Below are 15,110 nucleotides of genomic sequence, written 5' to 3'. Positions count from 1 at the left end.
TTCTCTGCGCTTCACTATCCCACGGTAATTTTCTCCATAGGAAATTTGGCAAAGTCCGGATGCTTGCCGGAAATAGCTGCAAAGACCAGAGTCAGGCCGCCTACACGTCCCCAGAACATGAGCACAATCAATATGAGCCGGGAAGCAAATCCAAGTTCTGTAGTGATTCCAAGGGTCAGCCCTACAGTTCCTATGGCCGAAGCCGTCTCAAAAAGACAGTCCAAAATAGGAATGCCTTCCATACAGCTTATGGCAATTCCGCCGGTGAGGAACAACACCAGGTACATCAGGAGAATCGTAGCCGCATGGTTTATGGTGTCGTCTGAAATTCTGCGATGAAAACAATTGGTCTCCCCTTTTCTTCGGAATACAGAAAAGGCAGAAGAGAACAACACGGCAATGGTAGTTGTCTTAATGCCGCCTGCAGTCGACCCGGGAGAACCGCCGGTAATCATAAGGATAATCATAATAAATACGCCCGCTTCGCTGAGCATGGTCAAATCCACTGTATTAAATCCGGCTGTTCTGGGTGTTACAGACTGGAAAAAGGAACCCAAAATCCTCTCTGATACGCTCATGCCGCTCCACTTGTCCGCAGAAAATTCTACAAAATAAAAATACAGGGCAGGCAGTAAAATCAACAGACTGGTTACCGTAAGAATCACCTTACTCTGCATTCTGTACTTTTTCAGATGAATTTTGTGGGTTTTTATATCATCCCAGGTAAGGAAACCGATTCCTCCGGTGACAATCAGGGTCATAATGGTAATATTAATCACCGGATTGTCCGCATAAGTAGTCAGGGAGGAAAATTCACTTCTCACTCCCAGCAAATCAAATCCGGCATTACAAAAAGCTGAAACCGCATGAAAAAGAGAATACCACAACCCTTTCACCGCGCCAAAATCCCGGCAGAACACCGGAAACATGGCTGCTGCTCCTGTCAGTTCTATGATAATTGTTGTTCTTAAAATAAAGCCTGTCATGCGCACAATTCCCCCAACATGGTGGGCGGAAATCGCCTCGCACATCGTACTTCGCTGCATAAGTCCTATTTTTCTCCCGGAAAGCATGGCTATGGCAATGGACACAGTCACTACGCCCATACCGCCTATCTGAATGAGAATCATAATGACAAACTGCCCAAAGTAAGACCAGTACTGTGCCGTATCATGCAGCATCAAACCAGTTACACAAACCGCAGAAGTGGCCGTAAACAGAGAATCCCAAAAAGAGGCTCCTCCCGGTCCATTGGTAGAAACAGGCAGCATCAGAAGAAGGCTACCAGTCAAAATTACTATAAAAAATCCCAGACTGATAATCTGAAATGAAGTAAAATGTCTTTTTTTACGCATGAGTTTTCTCTTCCTCCACAATCTTTATGGTATCTTAATTATGGCTTGTCATGCATAAAAACTGTGTAAGCAAACTTTATACAGTATTAAGACTGTATAAAGAAATCTTTATATCCATCCCATTATCAAAGCTACCGGAAAAACCACGACGAAAGAGCAAAGAGCTACGGCTCCCAGCGTCAGAATCGGCATTCCGATAAAAACCCCCAGGAATGACAAAAATGGATGCATCTTTGCAAAAGTATTAGCAGATGCTTCTACTCTTTGTTTCATACTGTAAAAGGGGGAAGAAATAAAGATTGTGAAAAAGTGTATCTTTTCCTTTTGAAGAAATTCTCCGTAAATAATTTAAGGAACCGTCGCATAAAACGACGATTCCCTTTTTACAAATCCCCCGTAGGGTCTCCCACCGGCTCTGCCCCCAGATATTCCTCCAGAGTCAGATTCTGCTCGGTAATTTCTTTTGCCGCTTTTTTCCCTACATAGCGGTAATGCCAGGGCTCGAAAATAACCCCTGTAATATCACTTTTGTCCAGTGGATAACGGAGAATAAATCCATATTTCCAGGAGTTTTCAATCAGCCACTTCTGGTCTTCCGTTTCCATCTGTCCCTCATCCAGATTGGTATACTCGGAAGAAACGATATCCAGAGCCAGCCCCACCTGATGTTCACTGGTACCTGGCTTTGCCACTACAGTGGCCGCTTTTATGGCTGCATCTTCCTCATTCAGCCCGTCCTCGCTCATGACTCTGCTGATTTTGTTCTGATACAAGGATACTTGCGTATCCCAGGAGCGAAATGCCGAACAAATCATAGGAGAACGTCCGGCTTCTCTTGCCGCTGCAAACATGTCTTCCAGGTCATCCATAATTCTGGCATCCACCTGATACCCTTCCGAATCCAGAGTTTCCGTCTCCACCTCCGGCACGTCTGCTTCTGTCATGGGATTTTTGGCATTTACCAGCTTTAAATACCACTTGTCCTTCTCGCTTTCCTCTGCCAGAACCAGCTTGGATTCTTCTTTTTCACTTTCTTTTTCTGCTTCTTCTTTTTTCTGCTGCTCTGCGTAAGCCGCTTTGGACTCCTCTGCTTCCTTCTGTTTCTTTATATTCGTAATGCCCGCCCAGGCAATAAAGCACATAAGAACCGCCATTAACAGCAATCTTCTGTTTCTCTGCCGGACTCTTCGGATATTTCTTCTGTGCCTTCTCCTGCTTCTCTGGTTCATATTAATTACCACCCTTTACCCAAAATACAACTGATTCAATTACGTAATGTGCGCTTATTATATCATCTTTTTTTTGTAATTTCTTCATTTTGTTACAATTTTTTTAAATTTTTAATAGTTCTTTCCTACTTGAGTTATTATGTACCGGATAACTCATTTCATACAAGAGGGAGAAAACTGGAAAATACTTATGCCGGAACAGAAAGATAGCCGAGACTGCCAACTGCAGCATTCCCGGCTATCTTTTTATTTCTTCTCTTACAGAAGCACATACTTCAGCACAAACAGTACTGCCAGCACATACATCAACAGGCTGATTTTTTTCTCTTTTGCTTTTCCTGTAAACAGATTCAGAACCACATAGGAGATAACCCCCATAGAAATTCCTTCGGAAATGCTGTAGAAGAAAGGCATGGCAGCAATGCAGATATAGCACGGCAATGCTTCAGAAACATTATCAAAGTCAATGTTCACTACATTCGTCAGCATATAGAAACCGACTACTACCAGTGCAGGCGCCGTTGCAAAAGACGGAATAGCAAGAAAAATTGGTGACAGGAACAGGGACAGACCAAACAAAACAGCCGTTGTCACGGAAGTCAGTCCTGTTCTTCCTCCTTCTGAAACACCAGATGCACTTTCTACAAAAGTAGTGGTGGTGGATGTTCCTATAACGGCACCCAATGTTGTAGCTACTGCATCTGCCATTAAGGCACCTTTAATATTGGGAAGTTTTCCGTCTTCATCCAGCATCTGAGCCTTGGAGGATACCCCTATCAGTGTTCCAATGGTATCAAACAAATCCACAAATAAAAAGGCAAATACCACAACCACAAAATTCAGTGAAAAAATCCCGCTAAAATCCAATTTTCCAAACACAGGGGCAATACTTGGAATGGAAAGTCCATTGCTGAAATCAGGAAGCAGACCATAAAATCCCAGTTCTGGATTCGGTACATAGATTCCTGCAAATTGGCAGATAATTCCTAAAATCCAGGTAATCAGAATCCCCCACAGAATATTTCCTTTCACCTGCTTAATAACCAGATATCCTGTGACTAAAATTCCGATAATGGCCAGAAGCACGGTAATTCCCACGTCGTGGAAGGAAGCCTTTACTCCGTTTACCTCATTATAAGCCTCTAAAGAAAACAGCTGCAGCAGAGTGGAACCGCCAATGACAATTTTGGCATTCTGCAGGCCGATAAAAGCAATAAACAAACCGATTCCCACACTCACAGCAGCTTTTAAGTTCTGGGGAATGGCATTAAAAATTGCTTCACGCACATTGGTAAGTGACAGAACAATAAAAACAAGACCTTCCACAAAAACTGCTGTGAGAGCGGTTTCCCAGGAGTATCCCATTCCCAGCACTACAGTGTACGCAAAGTACGCATTCAGTCCCATTCCCGGTGCCAGTGCAAATGGATAATTGGCAAAAAACGCCATAAATAAAGTACCCAGAAGGGCAGCCAGAGCTGTAGCGGTAAATACAGCTCCCTGGTCCATGCCTGCTTCTGCCATAATACCCGGGTTGACAGCCAAAATATAGGCCATGGTCATAAAAGTGGTGATTCCGGCCAATATCTCTGTTTTCACATCTGTACCGTTCTCACGCAGTTTGAATATCTTTTCCAACATTCTATTTCTCCTCCGTTTTCTATCGTTATAGGGCAACAGATGTATTGTAAGCAATTCCGCTTGGTTTTACAAGCTTTTTATAAAATTAAACAAAACCGGCCTAAATCTGCATCCCAGCCTTCACCGCCGGAGCAATGGACAGTTCCGGTGTATGATAAGGAATCAGGGTTGCCTGCAGGGCATGATAAATATCGGATTTGCCCGGCCATACGGTTCCAATGACTTCATTCTTCTCATTCATCTGATGGAACCAGGAACCGTTTACATGATCCAACACTTTTTCGTCCAGATATTTCATAAACTCTGTATAGTCTTCGCCGTATTTTTCTTTCTTTGTCACATGGTACAGCACTGCGGAGGTGTTAATGGCCTCGGCCAGTGTCCAGTGCATTCTGTCGTGTACCACCGGCTTGCCTTCCCAGTCTGTGGTGTATACGATACCCGGCGCCCCGTCTGCATTCCATGCGTCTTCCACTGCGCGGTTAAAGAGATTTTCTGCCGCTTCGATGTATTTTGCAGCGCCTTCTTTGTTGTCCTTGTGTGCAGATAAAGCCCACTGGGTAATCAGCCTTGCCCATTCAATGCCGTGTCCCGGTGTAGCGCCGTATGGTTTGAACTGGTCTGCCGGCTGTTCTTTGTTGCATTCCAAATCTGCCACCCACTCTTTTGTAAAGTGTTCCGGGATTCTCCAGTTGTTATCTGATGCCCATACCAGCACATGGTCAATGATACGTCCTGCTCTTTTGCGGTATTTTTCATCTCCTGTCACGTCTGCTGCTGCCAGGAATGCCTCTACGGTGTGCATATTGGCATTTAAACCGCGATAGTCATCCAATACGGTAAACTCTGTGTTCCAGGTGTCACAGGAAAGACCTTCCTCTTCGTTCCAGAAACGCAGGTCATAGAGTTTCAAAGCGTCTTCTAAAAGTTCCTGAGCACCTTCTACCCCTGCCAGTACGGCAGAAGAAGCGGCCAGAATAACGAATGCATGTGCATAGCACTGTTTATTCGGCACAATTTCATTGTCTGCGGTAAGTCCTGCATACCAGCCGCCGTTTTTATCATCGTGAAGCTCTCCTCTTAAACCTTTGATGGCTGCGGCTGCCAGTTCTTTGCTGCCTTCATGTCCCAGAAAAGTTCCGATGCTGTACACATGAGCCATACGGGAAGTAATCCAGGTTTCACGGTTTCTCTCCTTCCAGGGAGTTCCGTCCCCGCCCAGATAGTAAGAGCTTCCTCCCGGAGACGGGAATTTATGTCCGAAACTCAATAAATTCTCATTGATTTCTTTTAAAAACTGTCTGTTTTCCTCCGTATCAATCAAATATTTTTTACTCATTTCACCCATTGCTGTTATCCTCCTCTATCGAATGTCATAAACGCTGCGGACTCTGATATTCTCAGGCACACCTCTTAAAACTTCCACGGTTCTGCTGTCCCCGTGCAAATCAAAATAATTGTCGGACAGCACCATATCCTCATTCTCATCTAAGATTTCCACACTCTTTGCATAGGCATCCGCCCACACGGTAATGGTATTCCCCTCCACTTTGTAACGGAGATTTGGATTTTCATATTTAAAGTATTTCATGGGCTTCCAAAATTTCTGCCTTCGCGTTCCGCAGATACCATTTTACCAAAATTTCTCTGTCTTTTAAAGTCTCATTTGTCACATTTAGGGTAATAGATTTCTCAAATGCAAAATGCTGGCGGTTCATGTTGGCTTCCTGGGTCAGCCAGCTTTCTTCCTGGCAGGAAATCATCACAGGCGCAAAGAAACGCTTTGCATAATTCTATTTGTCCAGTGTATACCCCAGATAATTCAAGAATAATTCTGCATACATGGCATTGGCCCAGGAGAACCACTCTCTGGTATACCGGGTGTCATCCTCGCAGCAGAAGCCCTCATGCATCACGCCTTTTCCTCCTGTGGTAGCAGCCATGTTTTCCAGAATTCTTCTCTTTTCTTCTCTGTCCCCGGTGGTCAGCCCCTGCACCGCCATGGCAATGTGCCAGATGTAGTTGGACGGAGTATGGGGACTTCCTATCCCTGCCGCTTTTGCGCCCTTGAAGTAAAAAGGATTGGCTTCGCTTAAAAGCAGTCTTCTGGTGTTGGCTTCGACTTCCTTATCTGACGGATAACCCAGGTAATTCATGGCCAGAAGGCTTGGCACATTGGCATCGTCCATTAAATTGTACATGCCGAATCCGTCCGTTTCATAGGCGTAGACCATGCCAAACTCTTCGGTAAAAGTCTTTCCAATGGTTTCAATGGCGGTATGTACTTCCTCTTTCAAAGCCTTTGCCGCCTCTGCAATTTCCCCATTGCCATAAATCTTCCGCTCAATTTTCTCCAGATATCCCAGCACGGTTACGGCGAACATGTTGGAAGGAATCAGGTACCCGTAAGTGCAGGCGTCATCACTGGGACGAAAACCGGACCAAATCAGGCCCGTACCGGATTTTACCAGCGCACCTTTTCCATCTCTGGAAAGGGTATCCCGGTAATAACCGTTATGGCGGCAGAAGCGGTAAGAGGATTTTTCCTCATGGTGCTGCTCGGTTCGGAACACCTCTAAAATCTTCTGTACCCCGCTTTGGAAATCCTCGTTAAACTGGGTGGTGCAGCCTGTATTCTTCCATAAGAGGTACGCAAGCTGAATGGGATAGCACAGAGAATCCACCTCAAATTTTCGTTCCCAAACCCAGGGATTCTGGTTGGGGTCATCTTTTTCCCAGCAGGCTCCGCTTGGAGAATCGTTAAAGGCATTGGCATACTCGTCTATGCATATACAGAAAAACTGCCGTCTTACCAGACCTGCTATCAATTCCCGCACCTCTTCATTTTCCTTCGCCAGAAAGATGTACGGACGCAGCTGGGCAGCGGAATCCCGCAGCCACATGGCAGGAATATCCCCGGTAATGACATGGGTGGTATTGTTTTCCATTCTCTTTACCGTGGTATCCAGTGTGTTGGTGTAGCAGGTAGTGAAAAGTTCCATAAGATGCGGACATTCCTTTGTCTGCTCTTTTAACATTTCTAAAAAATCATCCATGGTTTCCTGTATGCTCATGATTTGTCCTCCATATCAATATAATTGGAAAGTAAATTTTCTTTGGAATATTCTAGCAGACTTTTTTTGAAAAAAATAGTGGAATTTTCCCAGATATCCTCTAATTTTTTCTTGTCATTTCATATTCGCTGGGCGTCATTCCCATAATCTTTTTAAAAACCTTGCTGAAGTAATAAGGATTTTCAAATCCCAACATATCCGAAATTTCATACATCATATATTCATGCAGCCCCAGAAGCTCCCTGGCTTTTTCGATTTTCACCTGATTGACATAATCATTCAGATTGCTGCCCGTCTGCTTTTTAAACACACTGCTCAGATACCCCTGACTGATGCCGATGGCATTGGCAATCATAGCAAGAGTCAGCTTTTCTTTATAATTTTCCTGTACATATTTTTTCACAGAGGCAACGATTTTCTCCGTCTTGCTGCCGCCCTTAAGGCTTTCCATCCTGCTGCCAATCCAATTTCCCAGTTCCTGCAGCCAGCGAATATTCTCCTCTAAGGTAAAACAGGCGCCCAGCCGTTCTACAATCTCCGAAGGATAGGGAAAGCCCCTTTCCTCTCCTGGCTTCTCCCCCTCTGCATAAGAGAAAAAGAAATAGTACAGATTCATACAGGCATCAATGACCTGTGCTCTTGCCGGCTGGTATTCCAAAAAAAGTTCTGCCACTTCCGAAAAAACCCGTTCCACCTTTTCCCTGTCCTGCACAATCAGGGCCTGCTGCAAATCCTTTTTCAGAAAGCTGATGTCAAAAACCTCGTGCCTGGAATGGTTCTTTTCCAGGTCTTCAGGATGAAAATCCCCGGCACACAAAATGGGAGTTTCACTGTGGTAATAATAATATTCCTCCAGAGTTCTTATCTGATGAACCCCACGGCCAAAGCCTTCCCAGATATTCTCTGCCGGTGTACTGACCGCCACAAAAGCCGGATTTCCGAAATAATTCTGAAAAATAGTCAAAATCTTATTTCCAAGGGCAGAAAAAGAATCCGGCAGTTCTTTTTGTGGAAATACAGCCAGAATTCCCCTTCTCTCCCAGTTCATCATACAGTAAACCGGGCTGATACGGTCCATAAACTGTTTTAAAAGACTGGACGCATATTCCATAATTTCCTTTTGCTCTGCTGCCTCTGTCTTCTGGAACAAATGGGTTTCCTGCTGATAGGGGCGAATCCACACAAGCACCGGACTTTCATATAGTTTTTCCAATCCCAGTCTTTCTACTTCTTTCTCCCATTTTTCCCGCAGTTTTCCACAATCTTCCCTCTTATTTTCCAAAATTTCCCCGAAGAATTTTTTTGTAATCTCCTCTGCGTTTTTTTGCAATACTTCCTGAATAACCGGACTGCCCTCTGCTTCCTGCTTTTCCCGACATATCGCAGTGGCTTTTTGCAGACTCTCTCCAAGGATTTCCGGTGTAATTTCTATTTTCACCAGATAATCCAAGGCCCCCAGACGCAGGGCTCTCTGTGCCAGAGAAAATTCTTCCAGGTTGGTCAGCAGGATAAATTCCCCCTGATATCCCCGGTTTCTGCACTCCTCCATAAATTCCAGTCCATTCATGGCCGGCATCTTAATATCCGTAATCACAATATCCGGCTGGATTTCTTCTATCTTTTCCAATGCCTGACTTCCGTTGGTTGCCTTATCCGCAACCACACAGTCATAATCTCCCCACTCCATCATAGACGCAATCCCTGCCAGTATTAACGGTTCATCGTCCACAAGTAAAATACGATACATCTTCTCCATCCTCTTTTTTATTTATTTTCCATATTCTATGGGTAAAGTCACCAGAATTTCTGTGTATTCCCCCACCCGGCTGCGAATATGAATCCCATAGCTTTCCCCATAGACCAGCTTAATTCTCTGGTCCACATTAGGAAGACCGATGCCGCTCATCGTGTCACCTTTGCGCTTTTGCGGGTTTTCCATAATCTCCCGGATTTTCTCTTCCGTCATTCCTACGCCGTCATCTCTTACACTGACGCAAAGCCGGTTCTCTTCCTGCCAGATATGAATACGGATATTTCCGTTCTTTCCTCCCGGCTCAATTCCCGAAAAAATCGCATTCTCCACCAGTGGCTGCAAGGTCAGCTTAATGATTTTTGCCTCGTACAGCTCTTCTTTTTCCACCTGGGTCTCTACATCAAACATTTCCATATAACGCATTTTTTCAATGGTAATGTAATCCTCCAGAAACTTCAGTTCTTCCCGCAAAGTCACTTTCTCATTAAAACCTTTTGCCATATTTTTCAGAAGTCCGGACAGGGTTGCAACCATTTTCACAATGCTGGTATTTTTCTGTATCACGGCAATCCACCGAATGGAATCCAGGGTATTATACAAAAAATGTGGATTTATCTGAGCCTGCAGCATCTTAATTTCCAGATTCTTCTTCTCCCGCTCATCTTCCACACTTTTATCCAGAAGCTGGGCAATTTTCCTGCTCATTTTATTCATACCCCGGCCGATTTCCCCCAATTCGTCTTCACTCTCAATCTGTGGGTTACAGGAAAAATCTCCGTTTCCGATTTTTCTTGCCTGCTCGCTCAAAAGCGCCACTGGTTTTCGCAGCCGGTTGGAAAACAGCACCGACATCCCCATTCCCACCAGCAGACAACTGATAAACATGAAAACAGCCAGGTTTAGAATCAGCATTTTCTCGTTTTTAATAGAACTGATTGGCATAATTTCGTAAACCAGAATACCGCTCATAGAATTTTTAGACCAGGCTACCAGACATGCTTCTCCCTGCAGCTTCTTCTTTTCAATGCCGCCGGAGGTCTCTGCTTCCAACAGATTTTTTGTCATTTCCTGCAAATCCTTTTTCTGAAATTTTTCCTCATTGGCAGCTGCGATAACGGTCCCGTCTTCCACAGCAACCACCAGAGTGTCCCCATGGTCTGCCTTTTTCAGTTCTTTTTCAAACAACTTGGTGGAAAATCCCAGAAATCCCCATCCCTCCTTGCTGTTGCTGCCTGCTACGTCCAAAGGACGGACGATGGGAATCAACATCTCCCCTTTCCCCTGAAAAAAGGGGTTGTCCACTACTTTCAGACGGTATTCATCCGCCGACTTTTCCGCTTCCTGCCAAAACCAGTCTGTCTCCAGTAATTGTTTTACGTCATCCTTGCTCCCCGGACTGCTGCCGGACTGTATGGCATTTCCGTTTTTGTCCAGAATCATCAGTTTATTAATATAAGAACCGTATCCGGAAATGGCACAGTAGTCACTCATAAGTGTACTGTTTATCAGCGCTTGCTTCTTGGCGGAAGGCTGGTCTGCAAAATCCAGGCTGCCGTAATTCATAGAACTTCGACCCGTACAGTTCAGAATAATATTCATCATTTCTTCATAGGCCACAAAAAAATTTTCTGAAATACCCTCGATATCATTCTCCATGGTCTGCTCCGTCATTTCCAAAGAGCGCTTAAACGAACTGTGATAAGTTCCCATACTTCCAATGAAGGCCACCAGAATCACAATACTCAGATTGTACATGATAATCCTTCCCTGGAGTGTTTTCCATATTTTTTTATTCTTCATTTTGGCGTCCCCCAACACGATACATCTCTGCCTTTCATTATACTCATTCTCTTTTCTCTCTACAAGAAGAAACTGCCTCTTTCTTCCAGGTATGCGAAAGACAGGACACTGCCCTTCTCCTGCAGTCCCCTGTCTCTTTCACTCTATTTTTCTGCAAATTTTGCGTCCGATTCCCCTTTTTTCCTTACTGCCGCAGTCATAGGCAGTCCGGTGCCGTAGTCCAGCTGTCTTGGTTCATATTCCTCATTTTCCCGCTGTCTGGTCATGAGCCTGCTGTCCCAGGTCTTAAATTCCGTTCTCCGGTTCCACGGCCTGTCCTCCCAATAATATCCCCGGAACGGATCCCTGGTTTCATACATATTGTCCAGGATTGCCTGATGAAGCCGTTTCTTCACTTCCTCATACTCAGGTTTTTCAATCAGGTTTACCATTTCCTGGGGGTCTTTTTCCAAATCATACAGTTCATCACTGGTCATGAGATTCAGCACCATTTTGTATCTGCCGTCATAAACACCCCGCAGCGGCTGATAACCGCCGAAGCCGTCATGGTCAACCTCATATCTTCCAAATTCCATAAACACATAATCGTTGCAGCGAGCCTGCGGATTCAGAACTTCCTGCCAGATACTTCTGCCCTCAAACATTTTCGGAATGGGCACACCGAAGATGTCAAAAATAGTGGGCGCCAGATTGATATGAGAAACCGGATTGGTATCTACACCCTGTCCCAGCCCCCGGATAATCAAAGGAATATGTACAATCTCCTCATACAGCGCCGGGCCTTTTCCTGTAAGGGAATGGGCATACATCATATCTCCGTGATCCGAGGTGTAAATGATAATGGGCGCGTCCTCCTGCTGTTCTGCCGCGTCTATCACTCTTCCGATTTCATAGTCTGCAAAAGTATTGCAGCCCAGAAATTCCTTTGGCTTCAAAGAAAAGTCTTCCCTGCAGACCTTCAGATACTCCTCCCCGGCCCAGATTCTGTGATGTTCCGGCTTATTCTCCAGAGTGTCCTTCATATTTTCCTTTATGGGAACCTCATAGTCTTCATATAAATCCACATATTTCTTCGGACAGATGTGGGGCCCGTGTGGTTCGTCCAGAGAAACCACCAGAAAATAATTTTCATCCCTGTGTTTCTCTATAAAATCCACAGCCCGGTCTGCACACCGGTGTCCATACGTCATATCTTCCGTAATATTATATTTCTCAATGCTTTCCATCTGCCGGATACGATATCGTTCTTCCGGGGTCAGTTCTTCCAGAAAGCACCGCATATCATACCAGTAATCCTCATCCCAGCCTTTGGCGCATCTGCCCAGCCCGAAATAATCTCCCCCGTCCAAATGCCATTTTCCCACATAAGCGGTATGAATTCCCGCGTCGCTCAGCCTCTGTCCGATATTCGGCACATTGTCCGACAATCCCATACAATTTGACCACCCCGCGCAGGAATGTGGGTAGCTTCCCGTAAAAATTGCCGCTCTGGCCGGCTGACATACCGGCTGTGTGGTATATGCCTTGTCGTAGCGGATTCCTTCTCTGGCCAGCCTGTCCAGATTAGGCGTTATCATGCGTTCATTGCCGTAACAGCCCAGCATATCCGTCCTCTGGGTGTCTGTCATAATAAAAATCACCTGTTTTTTCCTGCTCATACTTCCTCCTGTCCCCTGCTCTATAAAAGAAACGGGTCTTGCTGCATATCCAGATATTCCCGCAGCCTTGCTTCGTATTCCTGCACCAGATCCTGATTGAGTTCCGTAATCACCAGAGGAGACATCTGATAAGGGTCTTTCTCATTGTCATAGAGAAGACGTACTTGCCTTTCCCCCGGCGTATAACCATTATTCACTACATACGTATACCGTTGGGTACGAATACCTCTCCATCCGTAGCATTTGCTGTTCCTTCCCTTCTTTTCATAAGCTGCCACCATTTCCGGCATTCCGGGATAAGAACACAAAAATGCCTGTTTGGGTGCATTATCTGCTTCCCCGCGTATGCATGGCGCATGATTAAAGCCCTGGCAGGTATCCGGCACAGGAATATCCAGAAGCCCCAAAAGCGTCGGCATATGGTCCGGACTTGCCAGCAGTTCCTTATACACTCCCAAAGGAACCTGTCCCTTCTGCCGTATGTACAACGGAATATGAATGGATTCCTCATACCACACATTTTTGCTCATACGTCCATGGGACCCCAACATTTCTCCATGGTCTGCTGAAAGCACCACCAAAGTATCCTCTTCCAGATGATGGTCCCTTAAATACTGTAAAATTCTGCCAAACTGCTCATCCACCCCGGTTATTGCTGCAAAATACTGTCTGGTAATGGTTTCCATTTCCGGTGTCCGCTTTTCCGGTGGCACATTTTTCCGGAAGTGAACCGGCATATTCTCATATTGCTTATAATACTTATCCGGAACCAATTCATAAGGAAGATGGGGGGGATTATAAGATACAAAAAGTGCAAACGGCTCCTCTTCTCCCTTTTGTTCCTCCATATATTCCAGCGCCTTGTCTGTCTCAAATTCCGGTGACCAGCAGCCAGGTTTTATCTGCCTGGGCGTATCTGCCCAGTAGTGGGGATCTAAATGATTGTCGCAGGCCCCATAGGAAAGCCAGTAATCAAAGCCTTGTCTTCGCTCGCCCGGCGGCGTATAAGCGTCCCAGTCCCTTGCCCCGGAAACCGGATTTTGCTGAAAGTTCTGTTCCGCTGCGTCCAAATGCCATTTTCCGATATATCCGGTATGGTATCCATTTTCTTTCAATACGTTTCCAATGCAGGTTTCCTGGGGACGCAGCATGAGCACCTCGCTGAGTCCGATTTTACAGTTGGTCCACATGCCCAGGCTAAAAGGATACTTTCCTGTCAGAAGCGAAGCTCTGTGCGGGGAGCACAGAGGAAAGGTACTTACCGCCTCCCTGCAGTCCAGACTCTCTTTTGCAAAAGTATCCATATGCGGAGTATGCACAGGGTCTTCCCCCGTGCATTCCATCGCATGATATCTCCACTGGTCCAAAAAAACATATAGTAAATTCGGTTTTTTCTTCACCTTTCTGCCTCCTACCAATAAGGGTTCCACTCACCCTGTCTTCTCCGCAAAGCCTCCAGATAGAAATAATCTCCCCAGGTATTGCATTCATCTACACCCCGGTTCTTACAGGTATTCTCCTCGGAGCTTCTGGCATAAGTACCGTGAAGCAGAAGTCCGTTAGACTCTGTCCTGTGCTTTACCGCACATTTTTCTATCAACGCACACAGCATTTTGTCCGCTGCCATGCGGTATCTCTCTGCCTCCTCTTTCTCCAGGTGAGGCAGCATTTCATAAATACCGCAGATGACAATAGCAGAAGAAGAAGAATCTCTTGGCTCTGTACTGCCTGTGTCAAAATCGAAATCCCAATAGGGAACCAAATCCTCCGGCAGATGCGCAATAAAGTAATCTGTCACATCCCGAAACATTTGAATATATTCCGGTTTCTGCTGATAACGGTAACTGAGCGCAACGCCATACACACCCCAGGCCTGACCTCTTGCCCACGCAGAACCATTTCTGTTTCCCTGATGGGTGACTCCGTAAGAAGGTTTCCCCGTCTCCGGGTCCATATAATAAGTGTGGTAAGTAGAATGGTCTTCTCTCAACACACACTGCATGGCTGTATGCATATGACGGCAGGCCTTATCCGCATATTCCGGATTTCCTGTAACCTCTGTTGCCCAGTACAAAAGAGGCAGATTTAACAGGCAGTCAATAATCAGCCGATAGTCCCCGGGGTCCCCCACATTGCCCCATGCCTGAATAAATTCTCCCTTTTCCCTGTATCTGGTCAAAAGGTGGTCTGCCGCCATAACAGCAGCCTTCCTGCCCTTTTCATTGCCGCAGAGTTTGTATGCCGCAACACAGGAAAGGCTGTATAAAAATCCCATATCGTGATAATTCACGTCAATTTTCTTTTCTATACGATTCAGAAAACTCTCCACATGGATTTCCCCTGTTTTTCGGAAAGCCTCGTCCTTTGTCAGTTCATACGCCAGCCATACAACACCGGTCCAAAATCCTGTGGTCCACTCTACATTTTCCGTAGGCCAGTAGAAACCGTTTTCCGTATTGGGAGACTGGAAGGACTCTGTAAAATCCCCCAGATTGCCCTTTACAATTTTGGTCGCCTGCTCGATTGCCTTTTGAAGCATTTTTTCCGAAGTCCCCGGATACTTTCTAAGGGTTTCAAATGTCTGTGCCATACTTGTCCTC

12 protein-coding genes are annotated in these 15,110 nt (G+C 45.5%); all 12 read right to left on the bottom strand.

Annotated elements, in window-relative coordinates:
- Positions 1 to 14: 14 nt before the first annotated feature.
- The 12 genes from G5A70_RS06905 to G5A70_RS06855 all read right to left on the bottom strand — a co-directional run bounded on the left by G5A70_RS06905 (position 15) and on the right by G5A70_RS06855 (position 15,100).
- Positions 15 to 1,355 (bottom strand): TrkH family potassium uptake protein, encoded by a 1,341-nt coding sequence (locus G5A70_RS06905; RefSeq protein WP_173748930.1) that lies wholly within the window; start codon positions 1,353 to 1,355, stop codon positions 15 to 17.
- Between the two features lie 383 nt (positions 1,356 to 1,738).
- Positions 1,739 to 2,299, bottom strand: coding sequence for a M15 family metallopeptidase (locus G5A70_RS06900; protein ID WP_370779157.1), 561 nt, complete (start codon positions 2,297 to 2,299; stop codon positions 1,739 to 1,741).
- A 543-nt stretch (positions 2,300 to 2,842) separates the two neighbouring features.
- Positions 2,843 to 4,225 carry an NCS2 family permease gene (locus tag G5A70_RS06895; protein WP_173748928.1) on the bottom strand — a complete coding sequence of 461 codons (1,383 nt, stop codon included), beginning with the start codon at positions 4,223 to 4,225 and terminating at the stop codon, positions 2,843 to 2,845.
- Between the two features lie 100 nt (positions 4,226 to 4,325).
- Positions 4,326 to 5,564, bottom strand: a complete 1,239-nt coding sequence (locus G5A70_RS06890) for an AGE family epimerase/isomerase (protein ID WP_173748979.1) — start codon at positions 5,562 to 5,564, stop codon at positions 4,326 to 4,328.
- Between the two features lie 24 nt (positions 5,565 to 5,588).
- The gene (locus G5A70_RS15970; RefSeq protein WP_302702871.1) at positions 5,589 to 5,816 is read right to left on the bottom strand and encodes a glycoside hydrolase family 2 protein; all 228 of its coding nucleotides are present in this window, start codon (positions 5,814 to 5,816) and stop codon (positions 5,589 to 5,591) included.
- Positions 5,803 to 5,988, bottom strand: a complete 186-nt coding sequence (locus tag G5A70_RS15965) for a hypothetical protein (protein WP_319017070.1) — start codon at positions 5,986 to 5,988, stop codon at positions 5,803 to 5,805. The genes G5A70_RS15970 and G5A70_RS15965 overlap by 14 nt, the downstream gene beginning before the upstream one ends.
- Positions 5,989 to 6,018: 30 nt before the next feature.
- Entirely contained in the window at positions 6,019 to 7,299 is a 1,281-nt protein-coding gene (locus tag G5A70_RS06880) for a glycoside hydrolase family 125 protein (protein WP_173748927.1), read from the bottom strand.
- A gap of 100 nt (positions 7,300 to 7,399) precedes the next feature.
- Positions 7,400 to 9,046, bottom strand: a complete 1,647-nt coding sequence (locus G5A70_RS06875; protein WP_173748926.1) for a response regulator transcription factor — start codon at positions 9,044 to 9,046, stop codon at positions 7,400 to 7,402.
- Between the two features lie 21 nt (positions 9,047 to 9,067).
- Positions 9,068 to 10,852 carry a sensor histidine kinase gene (locus tag G5A70_RS06870; protein WP_173748925.1) on the bottom strand — a complete coding sequence of 595 codons (1,785 nt, stop codon included), beginning with the start codon at positions 10,850 to 10,852 and terminating at the stop codon, positions 9,068 to 9,070.
- A gap of 143 nt (positions 10,853 to 10,995) precedes the next feature.
- The gene (locus tag G5A70_RS06865) at positions 10,996 to 12,510 is read right to left on the bottom strand and encodes a sulfatase-like hydrolase/transferase (protein WP_173748924.1); all 1,515 of its coding nucleotides are present in this window, start codon (positions 12,508 to 12,510) and stop codon (positions 10,996 to 10,998) included.
- A gap of 20 nt (positions 12,511 to 12,530) precedes the next feature.
- Positions 12,531 to 13,910, bottom strand: a complete 1,380-nt coding sequence (locus G5A70_RS06860; protein ID WP_173748923.1) for a sulfatase — start codon at positions 13,908 to 13,910, stop codon at positions 12,531 to 12,533.
- Positions 13,911 to 13,921: 11 nt separating this feature from the next.
- The gene (locus G5A70_RS06855; protein WP_173748922.1) at positions 13,922 to 15,100 is read right to left on the bottom strand and encodes a glycoside hydrolase family 88 protein; all 1,179 of its coding nucleotides are present in this window, start codon (positions 15,098 to 15,100) and stop codon (positions 13,922 to 13,924) included.
- Between the last annotated feature and the right edge of the window lie 10 nt (positions 15,101 to 15,110).

This window comes from Blautia hansenii (genome assembly GCF_013304445.1).
Taxonomy (GTDB): Bacteria; Bacillota; Clostridia; order Lachnospirales; family Lachnospiraceae; genus Blautia.
This window is presented reverse-complemented; position numbering and strand designations above follow the sequence as displayed.

Excerpts from the sequence above, each read along its gene's own strand:
- G5A70_RS06905 (WP_173748930.1), bottom strand. The coding sequence starts at position 1,355 with ATGCGTAAAAAAAGACATTTTACTTCATTTCAGATTATCAGTCTGGGA.
- G5A70_RS06900 (WP_370779157.1), bottom strand. The coding sequence starts at position 2,299 with ATGACAGAAGCAGACGTGCCGGAGGTGGAGACGGAAACTCTGGATTCG.
- G5A70_RS06895 (WP_173748928.1), bottom strand. The coding sequence starts at position 4,225 with ATGTTGGAAAAGATATTCAAACTGCGTGAGAACGGTACAGATGTGAAA.
- G5A70_RS06890 (WP_173748979.1), bottom strand. The coding sequence starts at position 5,564 with ATGAGTAAAAAATATTTGATTGATACGGAGGAAAACAGACAGTTTTTA.
- G5A70_RS15970 (WP_302702871.1), bottom strand. The coding sequence starts at position 5,816 with ATGAAATACTTTAAATATGAAAATCCAAATCTCCGTTACAAAGTGGAG.
- G5A70_RS15965 (WP_319017070.1), bottom strand. The coding sequence starts at position 5,988 with ATGATTTCCTGCCAGGAAGAAAGCTGGCTGACCCAGGAAGCCAACATG.
- G5A70_RS06880 (WP_173748927.1), bottom strand. The coding sequence starts at position 7,299 with ATGAGCATACAGGAAACCATGGATGATTTTTTAGAAATGTTAAAAGAG.
- G5A70_RS06875 (WP_173748926.1), bottom strand. The coding sequence starts at position 9,046 with ATGTATCGTATTTTACTTGTGGACGATGAACCGTTAATACTGGCAGGG.
- G5A70_RS06870 (WP_173748925.1), bottom strand. The coding sequence starts at position 10,852 with ATGAAGAATAAAAAAATATGGAAAACACTCCAGGGAAGGATTATCATG.
- G5A70_RS06865 (WP_173748924.1), bottom strand. The coding sequence starts at position 12,510 with ATGAGCAGGAAAAAACAGGTGATTTTTATTATGACAGACACCCAGAGG.
- G5A70_RS06855 (WP_173748922.1), bottom strand. The coding sequence starts at position 15,100 with ATGGCACAGACATTTGAAACCCTTAGAAAGTATCCGGGGACTTCGGAA.